Origin of the sequence: Pseudomonas sp. BAY1663, assembly GCF_000582595.1 — a bacterium.
In the GTDB taxonomy this organism is placed as follows: Bacteria; Pseudomonadota; Gammaproteobacteria; order Pseudomonadales; family Pseudomonadaceae; genus Stutzerimonas; species Stutzerimonas stutzeri_AF.
The window spans coordinates 23317-38309 of sequence record NZ_AZSV01000017.1 but is presented as its reverse complement, the minus strand read 5'-3'; the positions used below and the strand labels follow the sequence as shown (position 1 = coordinate 38309).

The following is a 14993-nucleotide window of genomic DNA, read 5'->3' as shown; positions in this document are numbered from 1 at the left end:
GAGGAGATTTCATGCACTTTCTGACCCAGCCGCCTCGATTCCTTTTCTTCACCGGCAAAGGGGGCGTCGGCAAGACCTCCATCGCCTGCGCAACGGCCGTGCAACTGGCGGCCCAGGGCAAGCGCGTGCTCCTCGTCAGCACCGACCCAGCTTCCAACGTGGGGCAGGTTTTCGGCGAGCGCATCGGCAACCGCATCACGGCGATTGCCGCCGTGGCGAACCTGTGGGCACTGGAAATCGACCCGCAGGCAGCGGCGCAAGCGTACCGTGACCGCATCGCTGGGCCTGTGCGGGGCGTGCTGCCCGACGAGGTGGTGCGCGGCATCGAAGAATCTCTGTCGGGCGCCTGCACCACGGAAATCGCCGCCTTCGACGAGTTCACGGCCTTGCTGACCGATACGGCGCTGACGCAGGATTACGAACACATCATTTTTGACACTGCCCCCACCGGCCACACCATCCGCCTGCTGCAACTGCCGGGCGCATGGAGCGGCTTCCTGGAAGAGGGCAAGGGCGATGCGTCGTGTCTGGGCCCTTTGGCGGGCCTGGAAAAACAACGCGCCCAATACAAGGACGCGGTCGCCGCCCTGGCCGACCCGCTGCTTACCCGCCTGGTGCTGGTGGCCCGCGCGCAGCGCCCCACACTGCGCGAGGCGGCACGCACCCATGAAGAACTGGCCGCCATTGGGCTGACACGCCAGCATCTGGTCATCAACGGCGTCTTCCCTGCTGGCGAGGCCGAAAACGATACGCTTGCCGCTGCCATCTACGAAAGAGAGCAGGCCACGCTGGCCGCCATTCCGCCGGCACTCCAGGCGTTGCCTCGGGATCAGATCGCGCTCAAGCCGTTCAACCTCGTCGGCCTCGATGCCCTGCGCCACCTGCTGGTCGATACCGACGCCAAGCATGACGCCGATGCCATCGAACTGCCCGACCAGATCAATGCGCCAGACTTGTCCGCCCTGGTCGATGAGATCGCCGTCGATGGGCACGGGCTGGTCATGGTGATGGGCAAGGGTGGCGTGGGCAAGACCACGCTGGCCGCCGCCATCGCCGTGGAGCTGGCGGGCCGGGGACTACCCGTGCATCTGACCACCTCCGACCCGGCTGCGCACCTGGCCGATACGCTGGAAGGTTCGGTGCCCAATCTGGCACTCAGCCGCATCGACCCCCAGGAAGCCACGGCGCGCTACCGCCAGCATGTGATGGACACCAAGGGGGCGCAGCTCGATGCCGAAGGCCGCGCTCTGCTGGAAGAAGACCTGCGCTCGCCCTGCACCGAGGAAATCGCGGTGTTCCAGGCGTTCTCCCGCGCCATCCGCGAAGGGAGCAGGAAGTTCGTAGTGATGGACACCGCGCCCACGGGTCACACCTTGCTGCTGCTCGACGCCACTGGCGCATACCATCGCGACATCGCCCGGCAGATGGGCGAGACGGGCGTTCACTTCACGACGCCGATGATGCAGTTGCAAGACCCCAGGCAGACCAAGGTGCTCATCGTCACCCTGGCCGAAACCACGCCCGTGCTGGAAGCGGCCAATCTGCAAGACGACCTGCGCCGCGCGGGCATAGAACCGTGGGCCTGGGTCATCAACAACAGCGTGGCGGCCGCGCACCCACACTCCCCGCTGCTACGCCAGCGTGCACGCAACGAATTGCGGGAAATCGACGCCGTGGCCACACAACACGCCCGGCGCCATGCCGTGGTGCCGCTTCTGACCGAGGAACCGGTGGGGGTGGAGCATCTGCGGGCTTTGGCAAAAAGGAAAGCGTCATGAACCGCGCGCCCTCGCCCATAGGCGTGTTCGAGCGCTACCTGACGCTCTGGGTCGCGCTGTGCATTCTGGCCGGCTTGGCTCTGGGAAACCTGATGCCAGAACTGTTCAGTGCATTGGCGGCCATCGAATACGCCTCGGTCAACCTCATCGTCGCCATACTCATTTGGGCCATGGTGTACCCGATGATGATCGCCATCGACCTAGGCTCGCTCAAAGCCGTGGGTCGGCGACCGAAGGGGCTGGTGATCACGCTGGCAATCAACTGGCTGATCAAACCCTTCACCATGGCCGTGTTGGCGGTGCTGTTCTTTGAGTATCTGTTGGCTGACCTGATCAACCCGGACGATGCTCAGCAATACATCGCCGGTCTGATCCTGCTGGGCGCCGCGCCATGCACTGCCATGGTCTTCGTCTGGTCGCAGATGACCAAGGGCGACCCAAACTACACGTTGGTGCAGGTCTCAGTGAACGATCTGGTGATGGTGGTCGCATTCGCCCCGATCGTCGCCTTGCTGCTGGGCGTGACCGAGATCGCCATCCCTTGGGAGACTTTGATGCTGTCGGTGGTGCTCTACATCGTGCTACCGCTGATCGCCGGCTGGTGGACGCGCAAGCGCCTAACTGCCCAGGGTGGTGAGGTGGCAGTCTCGGACTTCACCGCACGCATCAAGCCTATATCCATGCTCGGTCTGCTGCTTACCGTGGTGCTGCTGTTCGGTTTTCAAGGCCCGGTGATCCTGGCCCAGCCCACGCTGATTGCGCTGATTGCCTTGCCCATCCTCATCCAGTCCTACGCCATCTTCGCCCTGGGCTATGCCTGGGCCTGGGCGTGGCGCCTGCCGCACCCGATTGCCGCACCCTGCGCGCTGATCGGAACGTCCAACTTCTTCGAGCTGGCTGTGGCTGTGGCCATTGGCCTGTTTGGCCTGAACTCGGGCGCGGCGCTGGCCACCGTGGTCGGCGTACTGGTCGAGGTGCCGGTGATGCTGTCGCTGGTGGCCTTTGCCAACCGCACGCGCTCACGCTTCCCAGCGTCGTGATGGACTCCGCCGGCCTGGCATCGCTACTGCGGCTGGGCCGCCGATCGCGGCTCACACGAACCAGCACGTATTCCACCAGCTCCACCAACTCCTGAACCGAGGCAATGGCATGAGCCAGATCACCATCTATCACAACCCCGCTTGCGGCACATCGCGCAATGTTCTTGGCCTGATCCGCAACAGCGGCGAGGAGCCCGTGGTCATCGAATATCTGAAGACGCCACCCGACCGCGAAACGCTGCAACGCCTGATTGCCGCGATGGGCGTACCAGTGCGCGCGGTGCTGCGCGAGAAGGGCACGCCCTACGCCGAACTCGGCCTGGATGATTCCAAGTGGAACGACGAGCAATTGATCGGCTTCATGCTCCAGCACCCCATCCTCATCAACCGCCCCATCGTGGTCACGCCGCTGGGCATACTGCTGTGCCGACCTTCGGAAACAGTGCTGGACATCCTGCCCCAGCCGCAGCGCGGTGCGTTCTGTAAGGAAGACGGCGAAGCCGTCGTGAATGCGGAAGGTCATCGTGTCTGAATCCAGAATCGACCTACCCAATATCGACACCGCGCTGTTCCAGCAACCCGATGCCCAGCGGCTGATGGCGCCCGAGCGTGCCACCCACGCACCGCGCTTTCTGTTGCTCTACGGCTCGCTACGCGAGCGCTCGTTCAGCCGCCTGGCTGCCGAAGAAGCGGCACGCATTCTGAGCGCGCTCGGCGGTGAGACACGGATGTTCAACCCCTCGGGTCTGCCGTTGGTGGACGATGCGCCTCACGATCACCCGAAGGTCAGGGAACTGCACGAGCTGGTGCAATGGGCCGAAAGCATGGTGTGGAGTTCGCCCGAGCGCCACGGCGCAATGACCGGCCTGATGAAGACCCAGATCGACTGGATTCCGCTATCGGTCGGCGCCGTGCGCCCAACCCAGGGCAAGACGCTGGCGGTTATGCAGGTTTCGGGGGGCTCGCAGTCCTTCAATGCCGTCAACCAGATGCGCGTGTTGGGTCGCTGGATGCGGATGCTGACCGTCCCTAACCAGTCTTCGGTCGCCAAGGCATACCAGGAGTTCGATGAAGCGGGACGCATGAAGCCCTCGGCCTATTACGACCGCATCGTGGATGTGATGGAAGAGCTGATGAAGTTCACGCTGCTCACGCGCGACGTGATGCCATATCTAGTAGATCGCTATAGCGAGCGCAAGGAAAGCGCCGACGCCCTGAGCCGGCGCGTCAATCAAACAGCGATCTGAGAACCGCCATCGCAGCAAAAAGGGGGCCGAAGCCCCCTCGGTCAAATCAGACCGCGTTCGGCGAAGGATATGGTGCTGCCGCCTGCCACGATGACGTGATCCAGCGTGCGGACATCCACCAGCGCCAGTGCCTCCCTGAGCCGCTGAGTCAGCACCTTGTCGGCACCGCTCGGCTCGGGATTGCCGCTCGGGTGGTTGTGCGAAACGATGACCGCTGCCGCATTGAGCCGCAGCGCCTCCTTGACCAGCTCGCGCGGATACACCGATGCACTGTCGATGGTGCCTCGAAAAAGCTCGCTGTATTCGATCAGGCGATGCTGCGTATCCAGGAACAGCACTGCGAAGACTTCGTGCTCGAAGCCGGCCAGCTTGGCGCGCAGGTACTCCTTGACCGCCGCTGGCGAACTGAACGAGGCACCACGCTGCATCTTCTGCTCGATGGCCTGGCGCGCGGCCTCCAGAATCTGGTCGGTCGTCGCCAGCAGGTAGCGGCCTTGTGCATCGCGCACCATCAGCGAGGTATCGAACGAGGAAAAGGATAGTTGCGACATGATCGTGCTCCGGTTGCTCGGGCGGAATTGCCCGGAACCGTCGCCAGCACGGCGCAGCGCAAGCCGTCAGGGGTCGCAGACGGCCGCCAGGACGCAAGCGCGCACAAGCGCGCGCCGCCCTTGACGGCGAGAACGCCGTGATACGGTGAAGGAAACAGCAAGACCGCCTACACCCCGCCCACTGCACACAGTCGGCCTTTGGGGCAAGCGGAGCGCGCAGGCCCGGCAGGCCCGGCAGGGCCGGAGGCGGCAGGGGCCAAAGCCGGATGGCCGCGATTCGGCACGAAGCGCGGGGCGCAGCCCGCGAACCCGACGGCGGCACGCCGGGACGCCCGAATGCTTGGGACAGAACTACCCGTTGTCTGTCTTGCGCTGCTCGATCTGCAACTGCGCCCGCTGCGTTGCCTGTTGCAGCCGCTCCACCAGCACGCCCCTCGGAGGCAAGGCGGTCAGGTATTCGGCAACGTGGATGCCCGACTTGTCCAGCTCCAGCAACTCGATCTGCTCACGCTTCTTGCCGGTGCAAAGGATGATCCCTAATGGCGAGGCTTCCTCCGGCTCGCGTTCATGCTTGTCGAGCCAGCGAAGATAAAGCTCCATCTGTCCCTTGTAGGCCGCCTTGAAGTCACCGACCTTCAACTCCACCGCCACCAGCCGTCGCAGCTTGCGGTTGTAGAACAGCAGGTCGAGGTGGAAATCCTCGTCGTCAATCGGGATGCGCTTCTGTCGGGCCACGAAGCTGAACCCCGCGCCTAGCTCCAGCAAGAACGACTCCATTTCGCGGATGATCGCCGCCTCCAAGTCGCCTTCCTGCCAAGTGTCCCGCAGCCCCAGGAAGTCGAGGATGTATGGGTCGCGCATGACCAAGGCGGGCGACATGCGCTGCGCGTCGCGCATCGTCGCCAGCTCCTGCGCAATCGTCTCGCCCGGCTTCTTGGACAGCGCTGTGCGCTCGTACAGCATCGAGTTGATGCGCTCGCGCAACGTCCGCACGCTCCAGCGTTCGGCGCTGGCCATCTGCGCGTAGTAGTCCCGCTGGAGCGGATCTTTCAGCGGGATCAGAGCAATGAAGTGCGTCCAACTCAATTGTCGTATCAGTGATACGACAATCTGCTCCTCGGGGAAGGTGGCGGCAAACTGCACCATGCGGCGCAGGTTCTTGACCGCAAAACTGCTGCCGTACTCCTTCACCAACTGCGCCGCCAGGGTAGGCAATACTTCCTCGCCGTAGTCGGCTCGCCGGCCCTCCAGGACTTGCGTGCGGATACGCTGGCCGATACGCCAGTAGAGCATCGTCAGCTCGCTATTCACCGCCGAGGCGGCGCGTTGCCGCGCCGCCTCAATCAGTACCCGAATGTCGCCCAGCAGCGCCGACGGCGCTGCGGGCGATGCCACGGATGACCGGCGCGTGTTCATACTGCCGCCTCCGCAAGCTGGCGCGCGCCCGTGATGGCCTGACGCCGGCTGGCCACCAGCTCGGCCGCATCGCGTACCGGCTTGTCCTCGGTGTGGACGTAGTGCATGAACATCGCCACGGTCTTGTGGCCCGTCAGCTTCATGCCTACCTTGGTCGGCACGCCCGAATTGGCAATGTCAGTGGTCGAGCGATGGCGGATGCCGTGCGTGCCGACGTGCGGGACGCTGGCGGCCTTGAGCACCCGGCACCAGCCGCCATAGTGCTCGCCAAAGGTCAGGTGCTTGGCCGGGTCGTTCGGCGACGGCAGGACATAGGGGCAGTCCTCCCTGCGCGGTGTCGTCGAAAGCAGCCGATACGCTTCCTCGCTCATGGGCTTTGAAATGCCACCGACCTTGCTGTCGGGCCACACCACACGCCGGTTCTCGAAGTCCAGCCAGCTCCATTCGAGCGGGCAGATTTCGGAGCGCCGGGCGGCAAACTCGAATTGCAGCCGGATCGCCAGCGGAATGACGTAGTTCTCCAGCCCTTCCGCCTCCAGCTTCTCCAACTGGCGAAAGATCCTCACCATTTCCTCGTCCACGATGAGCCGGGTTTCCTTGCCCGGCGGATACATTGGGACGTGGCGGCACGGATTCGTGCCATCCGGGCGGTAGCCCCACACTTCGGCCATGTTGAACATCTTGCGCAGCACACCGAAGGTCTTGTTCGCCTCGGTCGGCTTGTAGGCCAGCTTTTCCATCAGCCCGGCAATATCGGGCCGCTTCACCTCATGCACCTTCTTGCGGCCCAGCAGCGGGACGATGCAGCGGTCGATGACGGCCTGATAGCCACGCTGCGTGCTGGGCTTGTTGCGCTTCTTGGAGTAGTCCTCCATGAACTTCTTGCACAACGCTTCGACCGTGGGCGCCTTGCGCGCTTCGGCCTTGGCACCGCCGGGGTCGCCGCCCCGGCGAACCTCGGCCAGCCAGTCCTGCGCCATGACGCGGGCCTGCTCCACGGTCAGTTCCCCGAACAGGCCCAGCGAAGGCTTGCGAGGCTGCCCGGAGTTTGTGCGGTACTGGAGCATGAACACCCGGCGGCCCTTCGGGGTAATCTTGCACAGGAAGCCCGGCACCACGGTATCCCGTAGTTCGATGTCCTTGGCCTGGGGTTGCGCTGACTCTACGGCGGTCTTGGTGAGCTTGATCTTAGCATGATGACTCCTTGGAACGACCCGAATTCCAAGAGCCAGATAGGAGCGGCGCGAAGGAAAACCGGGTCAAGTTTCAGAAAGCACCGGCATATGATGGACGCGCGTAAGTTCTTGATAAACCTGCTGTATCGAGCTATGGCGCAGTCCAGCGAAGTACCGGGCTGGAGTCATGCTGAAACAAAAAAACGCCCCGGCAACGACCGGAGCGCTCTCTATGCAGCCAGCACAGCAGCCACGCGGGCCACTGCATCACCGGAGGCCTGAACGGCCCCCGTATCAGTGGTGGTGGCCACCCTCGCCGTGAATGTGACCATGGGCCACTTCCTCTTCGCTGGCGTCACGCACGTTGACGACCTTGACGTCGAAGTTCAGGCGCTGGCCGGCCAGCGGATGGTTGCCGTCGACGATCACGTCGTCGCCTTCCACATCGCGAATGGTGACGATCTGCATGCCGCCATCAGGGCCGGAGGCGTGGAACTGCATGCCGACTTCCAGCTCGTCGACGCCTTCGAACATGGCGCGGTTCAGCGTCGCGACGAGCTCCGCGCTGTACTCGCCGTAGGCATCCTGGGGCTCGATGGTGACCTGGATCTGGTCGCCGCCCTGCTTGCCTTCGAGGGCTTTTTCCAGACCGGAAATGATGTTGCCTGCACCGTGCAGGTAGACCAGCGGCGCGCCGCCGGCCGAACTGTCGATCACCTCACCGGCGTCGTTGGTGAGGGTGTAGTCGATGGAGACAGCCTTGTTAGCGGCAATCAGCATGGGGCAAAACCTTTGCTTGAGAGGATGGATGCCAAAGTTTAACCGCCCATAGCGACGAATGCGAACCGAGGCCGGATAAACGGGGCGCTCTCGCCACTTGACAGCCCCCACATGTAGTGCCTTGGAGAGCCGGACTACAACCTTTGGATGGCATCCCTTTCGCGGCGTATGTGCAAGAATCCGCGCAGATTTCTTTGGCAGCCCATTTCAATAACATTCAGCAAACCAAGGAGCACCGATGTCGGCTCGTAACATCCTGGTGATTAACTGCGGCAGCTCGTCGATCAAGTTCGCACTGGTCAACGAAGCGCAAGCGACTTTCCCCCTGCAAGGCCTGGCCGAATGCATCGGCAGCCCGGAGCTGTCATCCACTTCGAGAGCGCCGCCGGCAAGGAAAGCGTCAAGGTGCCGAATGCCGATCACCAGGCTGCCCTCGCCCAGATCCTGCCACGCGTGGAAGATGCCGCTGGCGGCCACCTGGACGGCATCGGTCACCGCGTGGTGCATGGTGGTGAAAAGTTCTTCGCCTCGTCGCTGCTGAACGACGAAACCCTGGCCGGCATCGAAGCCAACATTCAACTGGCTCCACTGCACAACCCGGCCAACCTCAGCGGCATCCACGCCGCCATCAACCTGTTCCCGAAACTGCCTCAGGTCGGCGTGTTCGACACCGCCTTCCACCAGAGCATGCCGGAACACGCTTACCGCTACGCCGTGCCTGACGTGCTTTACAAGGAACATGGCGTGCGCCGCTACGGTTTTCACGGCACCAGCCATCGCTATGTCAGCAAACGCGCCGCCGAACTGGTCGGCGTGCCGGTGGAGAACAGCAGCTGGCTGGTCGCCCACCTGGGCAATGGCTGTTCCACCTGCGCCGTGGTCAATGGCGAGAGCCGCGACACCAGCATGGGCCTGACGCCGCTCGAAGGCCTGGTGATGGGTACCCGCAGCGGTGACGTCGACCCGAGCCTGCACAACTTCCTGAACAAGACCCTGGGCTGGGACCTGGCCAAGATCGACAACATGCTCAACAAGGAAAGCGGTATGAAGGGGCTTTCCGGCCTGTCCAACGACATGCGCACCCTGACCGAGGCCCGCCTGGCTGGCCACCCGGGCGCCGTGCTGGCCTTCGAGGTGTTCTGCTACCGCCTGGCCAAGTCGCTGGCCGCCATGTCCTGCGCCCTGCCGCAACTGGACGGCCTGCTCTTCACCGGCGGCATCGGCGAGAATTCCGCGGCGGTGCGCGAGCGCACGCTGGAGCACCTCAAACTGTTCGGCTTCAAGCTCGACGCCGAGGCCAACGCCCGCTGCACCCGCGGCGTCGCCGGCGAGATCCAGGCCGAGGGCAGCCCGCGCGTGATGGTGGTGCCGACCAACGAGGAGCGCCAGATCGCCCTCGATACGCTGGCGCTGCTGGACGCCTGAGCGTTCGAGGCACGTTGAGAATGATCGAGACCCGACCGCGCAAGCCGTCGGGTCTCTGCCCATACGGCCCGCGGCAAACAGGCAGTTCCCGCCCTCGCGCAACTCGCCTAGCCTAGCCGGCGCCCAGCCCCGTTACCCCGAGCACCTGCTTCCCAAGGAGATGCCATGCACACACTCTTCCTCGCCCCTACCGGCTTCGGTGGCGGTCTCAACTCCATCAGCCTCGGCCTGATCCGCGCCCTTGAAAAAGCCGGCCTGAAGGTCGGCTTCTTCAAACCCATCGCCCAGCCCTTCCCGGTCGACCAGGGCCGCGAGCGTTCCTGCATCCTGGTCGAGCGCACGCTGCAGCTGTCCTCGCCCGAGCCGCTGCCGCTGGAGCGGGTCGAGCGCCAACTGGCCGACGGCGAGATCGACCTGTTGCTCGAGGACGTGGTGAGCCGCTACCAGCAAGTCGCGGCCGGCAAGGACGTGGTCATCGTCGAAGGCATGGTGCCGACCCGCGAATCCAACTACACCCAGCGCATCAACACCCACCTGGCCAAGAGCCTGGATGCCGAAGTCATCCTGATCGCCGCCCAGGGCAGCGACAGCCTCAAGCGCCTGGCCGAGCGCATCGAGATCCAGGCGCAGCTGTACGGCGGCGCCAAGGATCCCAAGGTGCTCGGCGTGATCCTCAACAAGGTCAAGAGCGAGGAAGGCATCCCGGCCTTCGTCGACAGCCTCAAGCAGCACCTGCCGCTGCTGGGCAGCGCGGACTTCCAGCTGCTCGGCGCGATCCCCTTCGCCGAAGAACTCAACGCCCTGCGCACCCGCGACATCGCCGAGCTGCTCGGCGCCCAGGTGCTCAACGCCGGCGAAGCCGAGCAGCGCCGCGTCAGCAAGATCGTGCTCTGCGCCCGTGCCGTACCGAACACCGTGCAGCTGCTGCGTTCCGGCGTGCTGGTGGTGACCCCGGGCGACCGCGACGACATCATCCTCGCCGCCAGCCTGGCCTCGCTCAACGGCGAGAAGCTCGCCGGCCTGTTGCTGTGCAGCGACTTCGCGCCGGACCCGCGCATCCTCGAGCTGTGCAAGGCCGCGTTGGACGGCGGCCTGCCGGTGATGACCGTCGAGACCAATTCCTACGACACGGCCAACAACCTGTTCGGCCTGAACAAGGAAACCCCGTCGGACGACATCGAGCGCGCCACCCGCGTGACCGACTTCATCGCCCAGCACCTGCATCCGGAGTTCCTCCACACCCGCTGCAGCGTGCCGCGCGGCGAGCTGCGCATGTCCCCGGCGGCGTTCCGCTACCAGTTGGTCAAGCGCGCCCAGGATGCCAACAAGCGCATCGTTCTGCCGGAAGGCAACGAGCCGCGCACCATCCGCGCCGCCGCCATCTGCCAGGAGCGCGGCATCGCCCGCTGCGTGCTGCTGGCCAAGCCGGAGGAAGTCCAGCAGGTCGCCCACGAGCAGGGCATCAGCCTGCCGGCCAGCCTGGAGATCCTCGATCCGGACGCCATCGCCAACCGCTACGTCGAGCCGATGTGCGAGATGCGCAAGGCCAAGGGCCTGACGGCGGACGATGCCCGCGAGCAGTTGAAGGACACCGTGGTGCTCGGCACCATGATGCTCGCCCTGGACGAAGTGGACGGCCTGGTTTCCGGCGCCGTGCACACCACCGCCAACACCATCCGCCCGGCCCTGCAGTTGATCAAGACCGCGCCGGGCTACAGCCTGGTGTCTTCGGTGTTCTTCATGCTGCTGCCGGACCAGGTGCTGGTCTACGGCGACTGTGCGGTGAACCCCAACCCGAACGCCACCGAGCTGGCCGAGATCGCCCTGCAGAGCGCCGAGTCCGCCGTGGCCCTGGGCGTCAACCCGCGCGTGGCGATGATCAGCTACTCCACCGGCAGCTCCGGCAGCGGTGCGGAAGTCGAGAAGGTCGCCGAAGCCACCCGCATCGCCCAGGAGCGCGCCCCCGAACTGCCGATCGACGGCCCGCTGCAGTACGACGCCGCCTCCGTGCTCAGCGTCGGCCGGCAGAAGGCACCGAACAGCAAGGTCGCCGGTCAGGCCACGGTGTTCATCTTCCCCGACCTGAACACCGGCAACACCACCTACAAGGCGGTCCAGCGCAACGCCAACTGCCTCAGCGTCGGCCCGATGCTGCAGGGCCTGGCCAAGCCGGTGAACGACCTGTCCCGTGGCGCCCTGGTCGACGACATCGTCTTCACCATCGCCCTGACCGCGCTGCAGGCCGCCAACCAGAAGGCCTGACCGCGGAAGCGCGCGTTTTCCACCCTACGCCACGCGCACCATGCGGGCGTAGGGTGGATGGCCGAAGCCATCCACGCGAACGCATCGCCACCCAACCCTGTGCGCGAGGCATGCCGGGCGCGCTCCGCGTGGGAAAGCGCGGCGCGCGTTTCCCACCCTACGCCAGACCTGTTGCATTGCCCGTCGGGCTTCGCCCGACAGTTGCAGTTCGGCGCACAATCGCTACCCTTGGCGCCTCGAATCAGTCGTATCGACGAGACGCCCCATGCTGAGCTTCCTTCCCTCGCCCCTGCGAGGCACCCTCGCCGCGCTGACCCTGGCGCTCAACACGCTGTTCTGGTGCTGGCCGCTGTTCGCGCTTTCGCTGCTCAAGCTCGTGTTGCCCATCCCCGCGATCCAGCGCGGCCTGCGCTTCGGCATGCACTGGATCGCCGAGTCCTGGATGGCGGTCAACAGCTTCTGGATGGACCTGGTGCAACCCATCCGCTGGGACGTGCAGGGCCTCGAACGGGTCGACATGCGGCACTCCTACCTGGTCACCAGCAACCACCAGAGCTGGGCGGACATCCTCGTGCTGCAGTACCAGCTCAACCGACGCATGCCGATCCTCAAGTTCTTCCTCAAACAGGAGCTGATCTGGGTCCCGGTGATCGGGCTGTGCTGGTGGGCGCTGGAATTTCCCTTCATGAAACGCTTCAGCAAGGAATACCTGGCCAGGTACCCGGAGAAACGCGGCCAGGACCTGATCACCACACGCAAGGCCTGCGAGCGCTACCGGACCAACCCGGTGTCGGTGTTCAACTTCCTCGAAGGCACGCGCTTCACACCGGCCAAGCATGACCAGCAGCAGTCGCCATTCGTCCATCTGCTCAAACCCAGGGCCGGCGGCATCGCCTTCGTCATCGACGCCATGGGCGAGCAGTTGAGCGCGCTGATCAACATCACCATCCACTACCCCGACGGCCGCCCGAGCTTCTGGGACCTGCTCGCCGGGCACATTCGCCAGGTGGTGCTGCGGATCGAATCGCAGCCGATCCCCGCCGAGTTCCTCGGCCGGAACTACGACCAGGACGAGGCCTACCGGCTGGCCTTCCAGCAATGGGTCAACCAGCTCTGGAGCGCCAAGGATGCGCAGCTGGCGCAGTTGCACCAGGCGTTTCCACCGCGTTCCTGAAACCGCCGGCGCCGCTCAGCGGCCCTCCCAGTCCACCTGCCTGGGAAAAAGGCTGGCCTGCGCCGCCGGCACCGCCGGCGAAACCAGGAAGCCCTGCATCACGTCGCAGCCGTTGGCGACCAGCCAGTCGCGCTGCGCCAGGGTCTCCACGCCCTCGGCCACCACTTCCAGACCGAGGTTGCGTCCCAGATCGATGATGGTGCTGACCACCGCCGCATCGCGCGGCGAATCCAGCATGTTGGCGATGAACAACTGGTCGATCTTCAGCGTATCCAGCTCGAAATGGCGCAGGTAGGCCAGGGACGAATAGCCGGTGCCGAAATCGTCGATGGCCACCCGCACGCCCAGCTTGCGCAACTGCCTGAGCTTATCGCAGCTCTGCTCGAGATCCTGCATCAGCGTCCCTTCGGTGACCTCCAGCTCCAGCTGTGCCGGATCGAGCTGGTACTCGTCGAGCAACCGACGCAGCGAGTCGAGCAACCCGGCGCGGCTGAACTGTATCGGGCTGACGTTCAGGCTGAGGATCAGGTCGCCACCGAACGACGGCAGCCACTGGCAGTGCTGGTTCATCCCCTCGCGCAGCACCCATTCGCCCACCCGTTCGATCAGCCGGGTTTCCTCCAGCAGCGGGATGAACACGCCGGGATGGTTCTCGCCGATGGCACCGCACGGCCAGCGCAACAGGCCTTCGAAGCCCCTGAGCTTGCCGCTGGCGAGCATCACCTGCGGCTGGTAGAGCAGCTCGAAATCGTTACGCTCGGTGGCGCTGCGCAGGTTCTCCTCCATCATCAGCCGGGCGTGCGCCCGTTCGTTCATGTCGCTGGAGAAGAAGCGGTACTGCCTGCGCCCGGCGCGCTTGGCCTCGTACATCGCCATGTCCGCCGAGCGCAGCAACTGGTCGACGCTCACCCCGCAGTCGGGGAAATGCGCGATGCCGATGCTGGCGCCGAGGGTCACCTCGGTGCCGTCGACCTTGTGCCGCACCGAGATCAGCTCGATCAGCTTCTCGGCCACCCGCGCGGCGTCTTCCGGATGGTCCAGGGAGTCCAGCAGCGCGGTGAACTCGTCGCCCCCCATGCGCGCGATGATGTCGTAGGGGCGCATGCAGGTTTCCAGCAGGCGCGCCACCTTGCAGAGAATCTCGTCGCCGGCATCATGGCCGAGCGAATCGTTGATGCGCTTGAAGCCGTCGAGGTCGATGTAGAGGATCGCCATGCGCTTGCCGTTGCGGTCGACCCGCGCCAGCGACGACTCCAGCGCCTGGTGGAAGCCGCGCCGGTTCAGCAGGCCGGTCAGCGAATCGGTGACCGCCTGGGTTTCCAGCTGCACGTGCAGGTTGCGCACCACCGACATGTCCAGCGCGATCACCACCATCGAGCGCTGCTGGCGCGGCAGCGGCGAACTGGACAGCGCCACCGGCAGCGTCGCGCCGGTGGCCGTGTGCAGCTGCGCCTCGTGCAGGCGGTAGGTCGCACCGCTGCGCCAGTGCTGGTAGAAGTCCGATTCGCGCCAGTTGGCCGGCATCTCCGGGGCCGCCAGGTGCGACAGCAGCGGCGTGCCCTGCAGATCATCGACGCGGGTGTGCAGCATGCCGGCGATGGCCGGATTGGCGAAGCTGATGTAGCCGTCCTCGCCGACCACCAGGATGCCTTCGGCGGCGTTGCTCAGCACCGAGGCGTTGAACGCGCGGGCGCTGTCCAGCTGCTGAGTGAGCAGTTGCAGGTCGCGGCGGTTGTGCTCATGCGCCAGCAGGGTATTGATCTTGTGCTTGAGCACCTGCGGATCGAAGGGCTTGAGGATGAAATCCACCGCGCCGGTGGCGTAGCCACGCAGCACCGAATCGCGGGTATGCGCGATGGCCGAGACGAAGATGATCGGCGTGTAGCGCGTGTGCGGGCTGCCGCGCATCAGGCGCGCCACCTCGAAGCCGTCCATGCCGGGCATCTGCACGTCCAGCAGCACCAGCTCGACGTCCAGTTCGAGTAGCGCCTTGAGCGCCGCTTCGCCGGAATTGACGCTGTGCACCTGCCAGTCGCCATCGCCGAGCAGCGCCTCCATGGCCACCAGGTTCGCCTCGCGGTCGTCGACCACCAGCAACGTGCGACTGCGCGGCTTGGATTTGAGCTGCGTCTGTGCCATGAGCGG

Annotated in this window: 11 protein-coding genes and 1 pseudogene; 7 read left to right on the top strand and 5 right to left on the bottom strand. The window is 65.0% G+C overall.

Features of this window, described 5'->3' with window-relative positions; translation table 11 throughout:
* Nucleotides 1-11: 11 nt before the first annotated feature.
* The 4 genes from arsA (at nucleotide 12) to arsH (ending at nucleotide 4065) form a co-directional block, all read left to right on the top strand.
* On the top strand, nucleotides 12-1778 hold the full coding sequence (arsA, locus tag BAY1663_RS07435) for an arsenical pump-driving ATPase (protein ID WP_037039062.1): 1767 nt from the start codon (nucleotides 12-14) through the stop codon (nucleotides 1776-1778).
* Nucleotides 1775-2818 carry an ACR3 family arsenite efflux transporter gene (gene arsB, locus BAY1663_RS07430; protein ID WP_051497092.1) on the top strand — a complete coding sequence of 348 codons (1044 nt, stop codon included), beginning with the start codon at nucleotides 1775-1777 and terminating at the stop codon, nucleotides 2816-2818. The genes arsA and arsB overlap by 4 nt, the downstream gene beginning before the upstream one ends.
* Before the next feature lie 109 nt (nucleotides 2819-2927).
* Nucleotides 2928-3350 (top strand): arsenate reductase (glutaredoxin), encoded by a 423-nt coding sequence (gene arsC, locus BAY1663_RS07425; RefSeq protein WP_037039059.1) that lies wholly within the window; start codon nucleotides 2928-2930, stop codon nucleotides 3348-3350.
* Nucleotides 3343-4065, top strand: coding sequence for an arsenical resistance protein ArsH (gene arsH / locus BAY1663_RS07420; protein ID WP_037039128.1), 723 nt, complete (start codon nucleotides 3343-3345; stop codon nucleotides 4063-4065). The genes arsC and arsH overlap by 8 nt, the downstream gene beginning before the upstream one ends.
* A gap of 41 nt (nucleotides 4066-4106) precedes the next feature.
* Here the strand turns inward: arsH and radC are convergent, their stop codons facing one another.
* From radC to BAY1663_RS07400, 4 genes are all read right to left on the bottom strand, one after another.
* The gene (radC, locus tag BAY1663_RS07415; RefSeq protein WP_037039057.1) at nucleotides 4107-4616 is read right to left on the bottom strand and encodes a DNA repair protein RadC; all 510 of its coding nucleotides are present in this window, start codon (nucleotides 4614-4616) and stop codon (nucleotides 4107-4109) included.
* A 351-nt stretch (nucleotides 4617-4967) separates the two neighbouring features.
* Nucleotides 4968-6032 carry a YhcG family protein gene (locus BAY1663_RS07410; RefSeq protein WP_037039054.1) on the bottom strand — a complete coding sequence of 355 codons (1065 nt, stop codon included), beginning with the start codon at nucleotides 6030-6032 and terminating at the stop codon, nucleotides 4968-4970.
* A complete protein-coding gene (locus BAY1663_RS07405; RefSeq protein ID WP_037039051.1) occupies nucleotides 6029-7252 on the bottom strand; it encodes a site-specific integrase in 1224 nt (407 codons plus the stop codon). The genes BAY1663_RS07410 and BAY1663_RS07405 overlap by 4 nt, the downstream gene beginning before the upstream one ends.
* A 249-nt stretch (nucleotides 7253-7501) precedes the next feature.
* Entirely contained in the window at nucleotides 7502-7987 is a 486-nt protein-coding gene (locus BAY1663_RS07400; RefSeq protein ID WP_037039049.1) for a peptidylprolyl isomerase, read from the bottom strand.
* Between the two features lie 238 nt (nucleotides 7988-8225).
* Here BAY1663_RS07400 and BAY1663_RS07395 point away from each other — a divergent pair.
* From BAY1663_RS07395 to BAY1663_RS07385, 3 genes and pseudogenes are all read left to right on the top strand, one after another.
* A pseudogene (locus tag BAY1663_RS07395) lies at nucleotides 8226-9412 on the top strand (acetate kinase).
* Between the two features lie 165 nt (nucleotides 9413-9577).
* Nucleotides 9578-11674, top strand: coding sequence for a phosphate acetyltransferase (gene pta, locus BAY1663_RS07390; protein ID WP_037039046.1), 2097 nt, complete (start codon nucleotides 9578-9580; stop codon nucleotides 11672-11674).
* A 265-nt stretch (nucleotides 11675-11939) separates the two neighbouring features.
* Nucleotides 11940-12848: an acyltransferase gene (locus BAY1663_RS07385; protein ID WP_037039043.1), complete on the top strand. Its 909-nt coding sequence runs from the start codon at nucleotides 11940-11942 to the stop codon at nucleotides 12846-12848.
* Between the two features lie 15 nt (nucleotides 12849-12863).
* Here the strand turns inward: BAY1663_RS07385 and BAY1663_RS07380 are convergent, their stop codons facing one another.
* Nucleotides 12864-14987, bottom strand: coding sequence for an EAL domain-containing protein (locus BAY1663_RS07380; RefSeq protein WP_037039040.1), 2124 nt, complete (start codon nucleotides 14985-14987; stop codon nucleotides 12864-12866).
* Nucleotides 14988-14993: the final 6 nt, after the last annotated feature.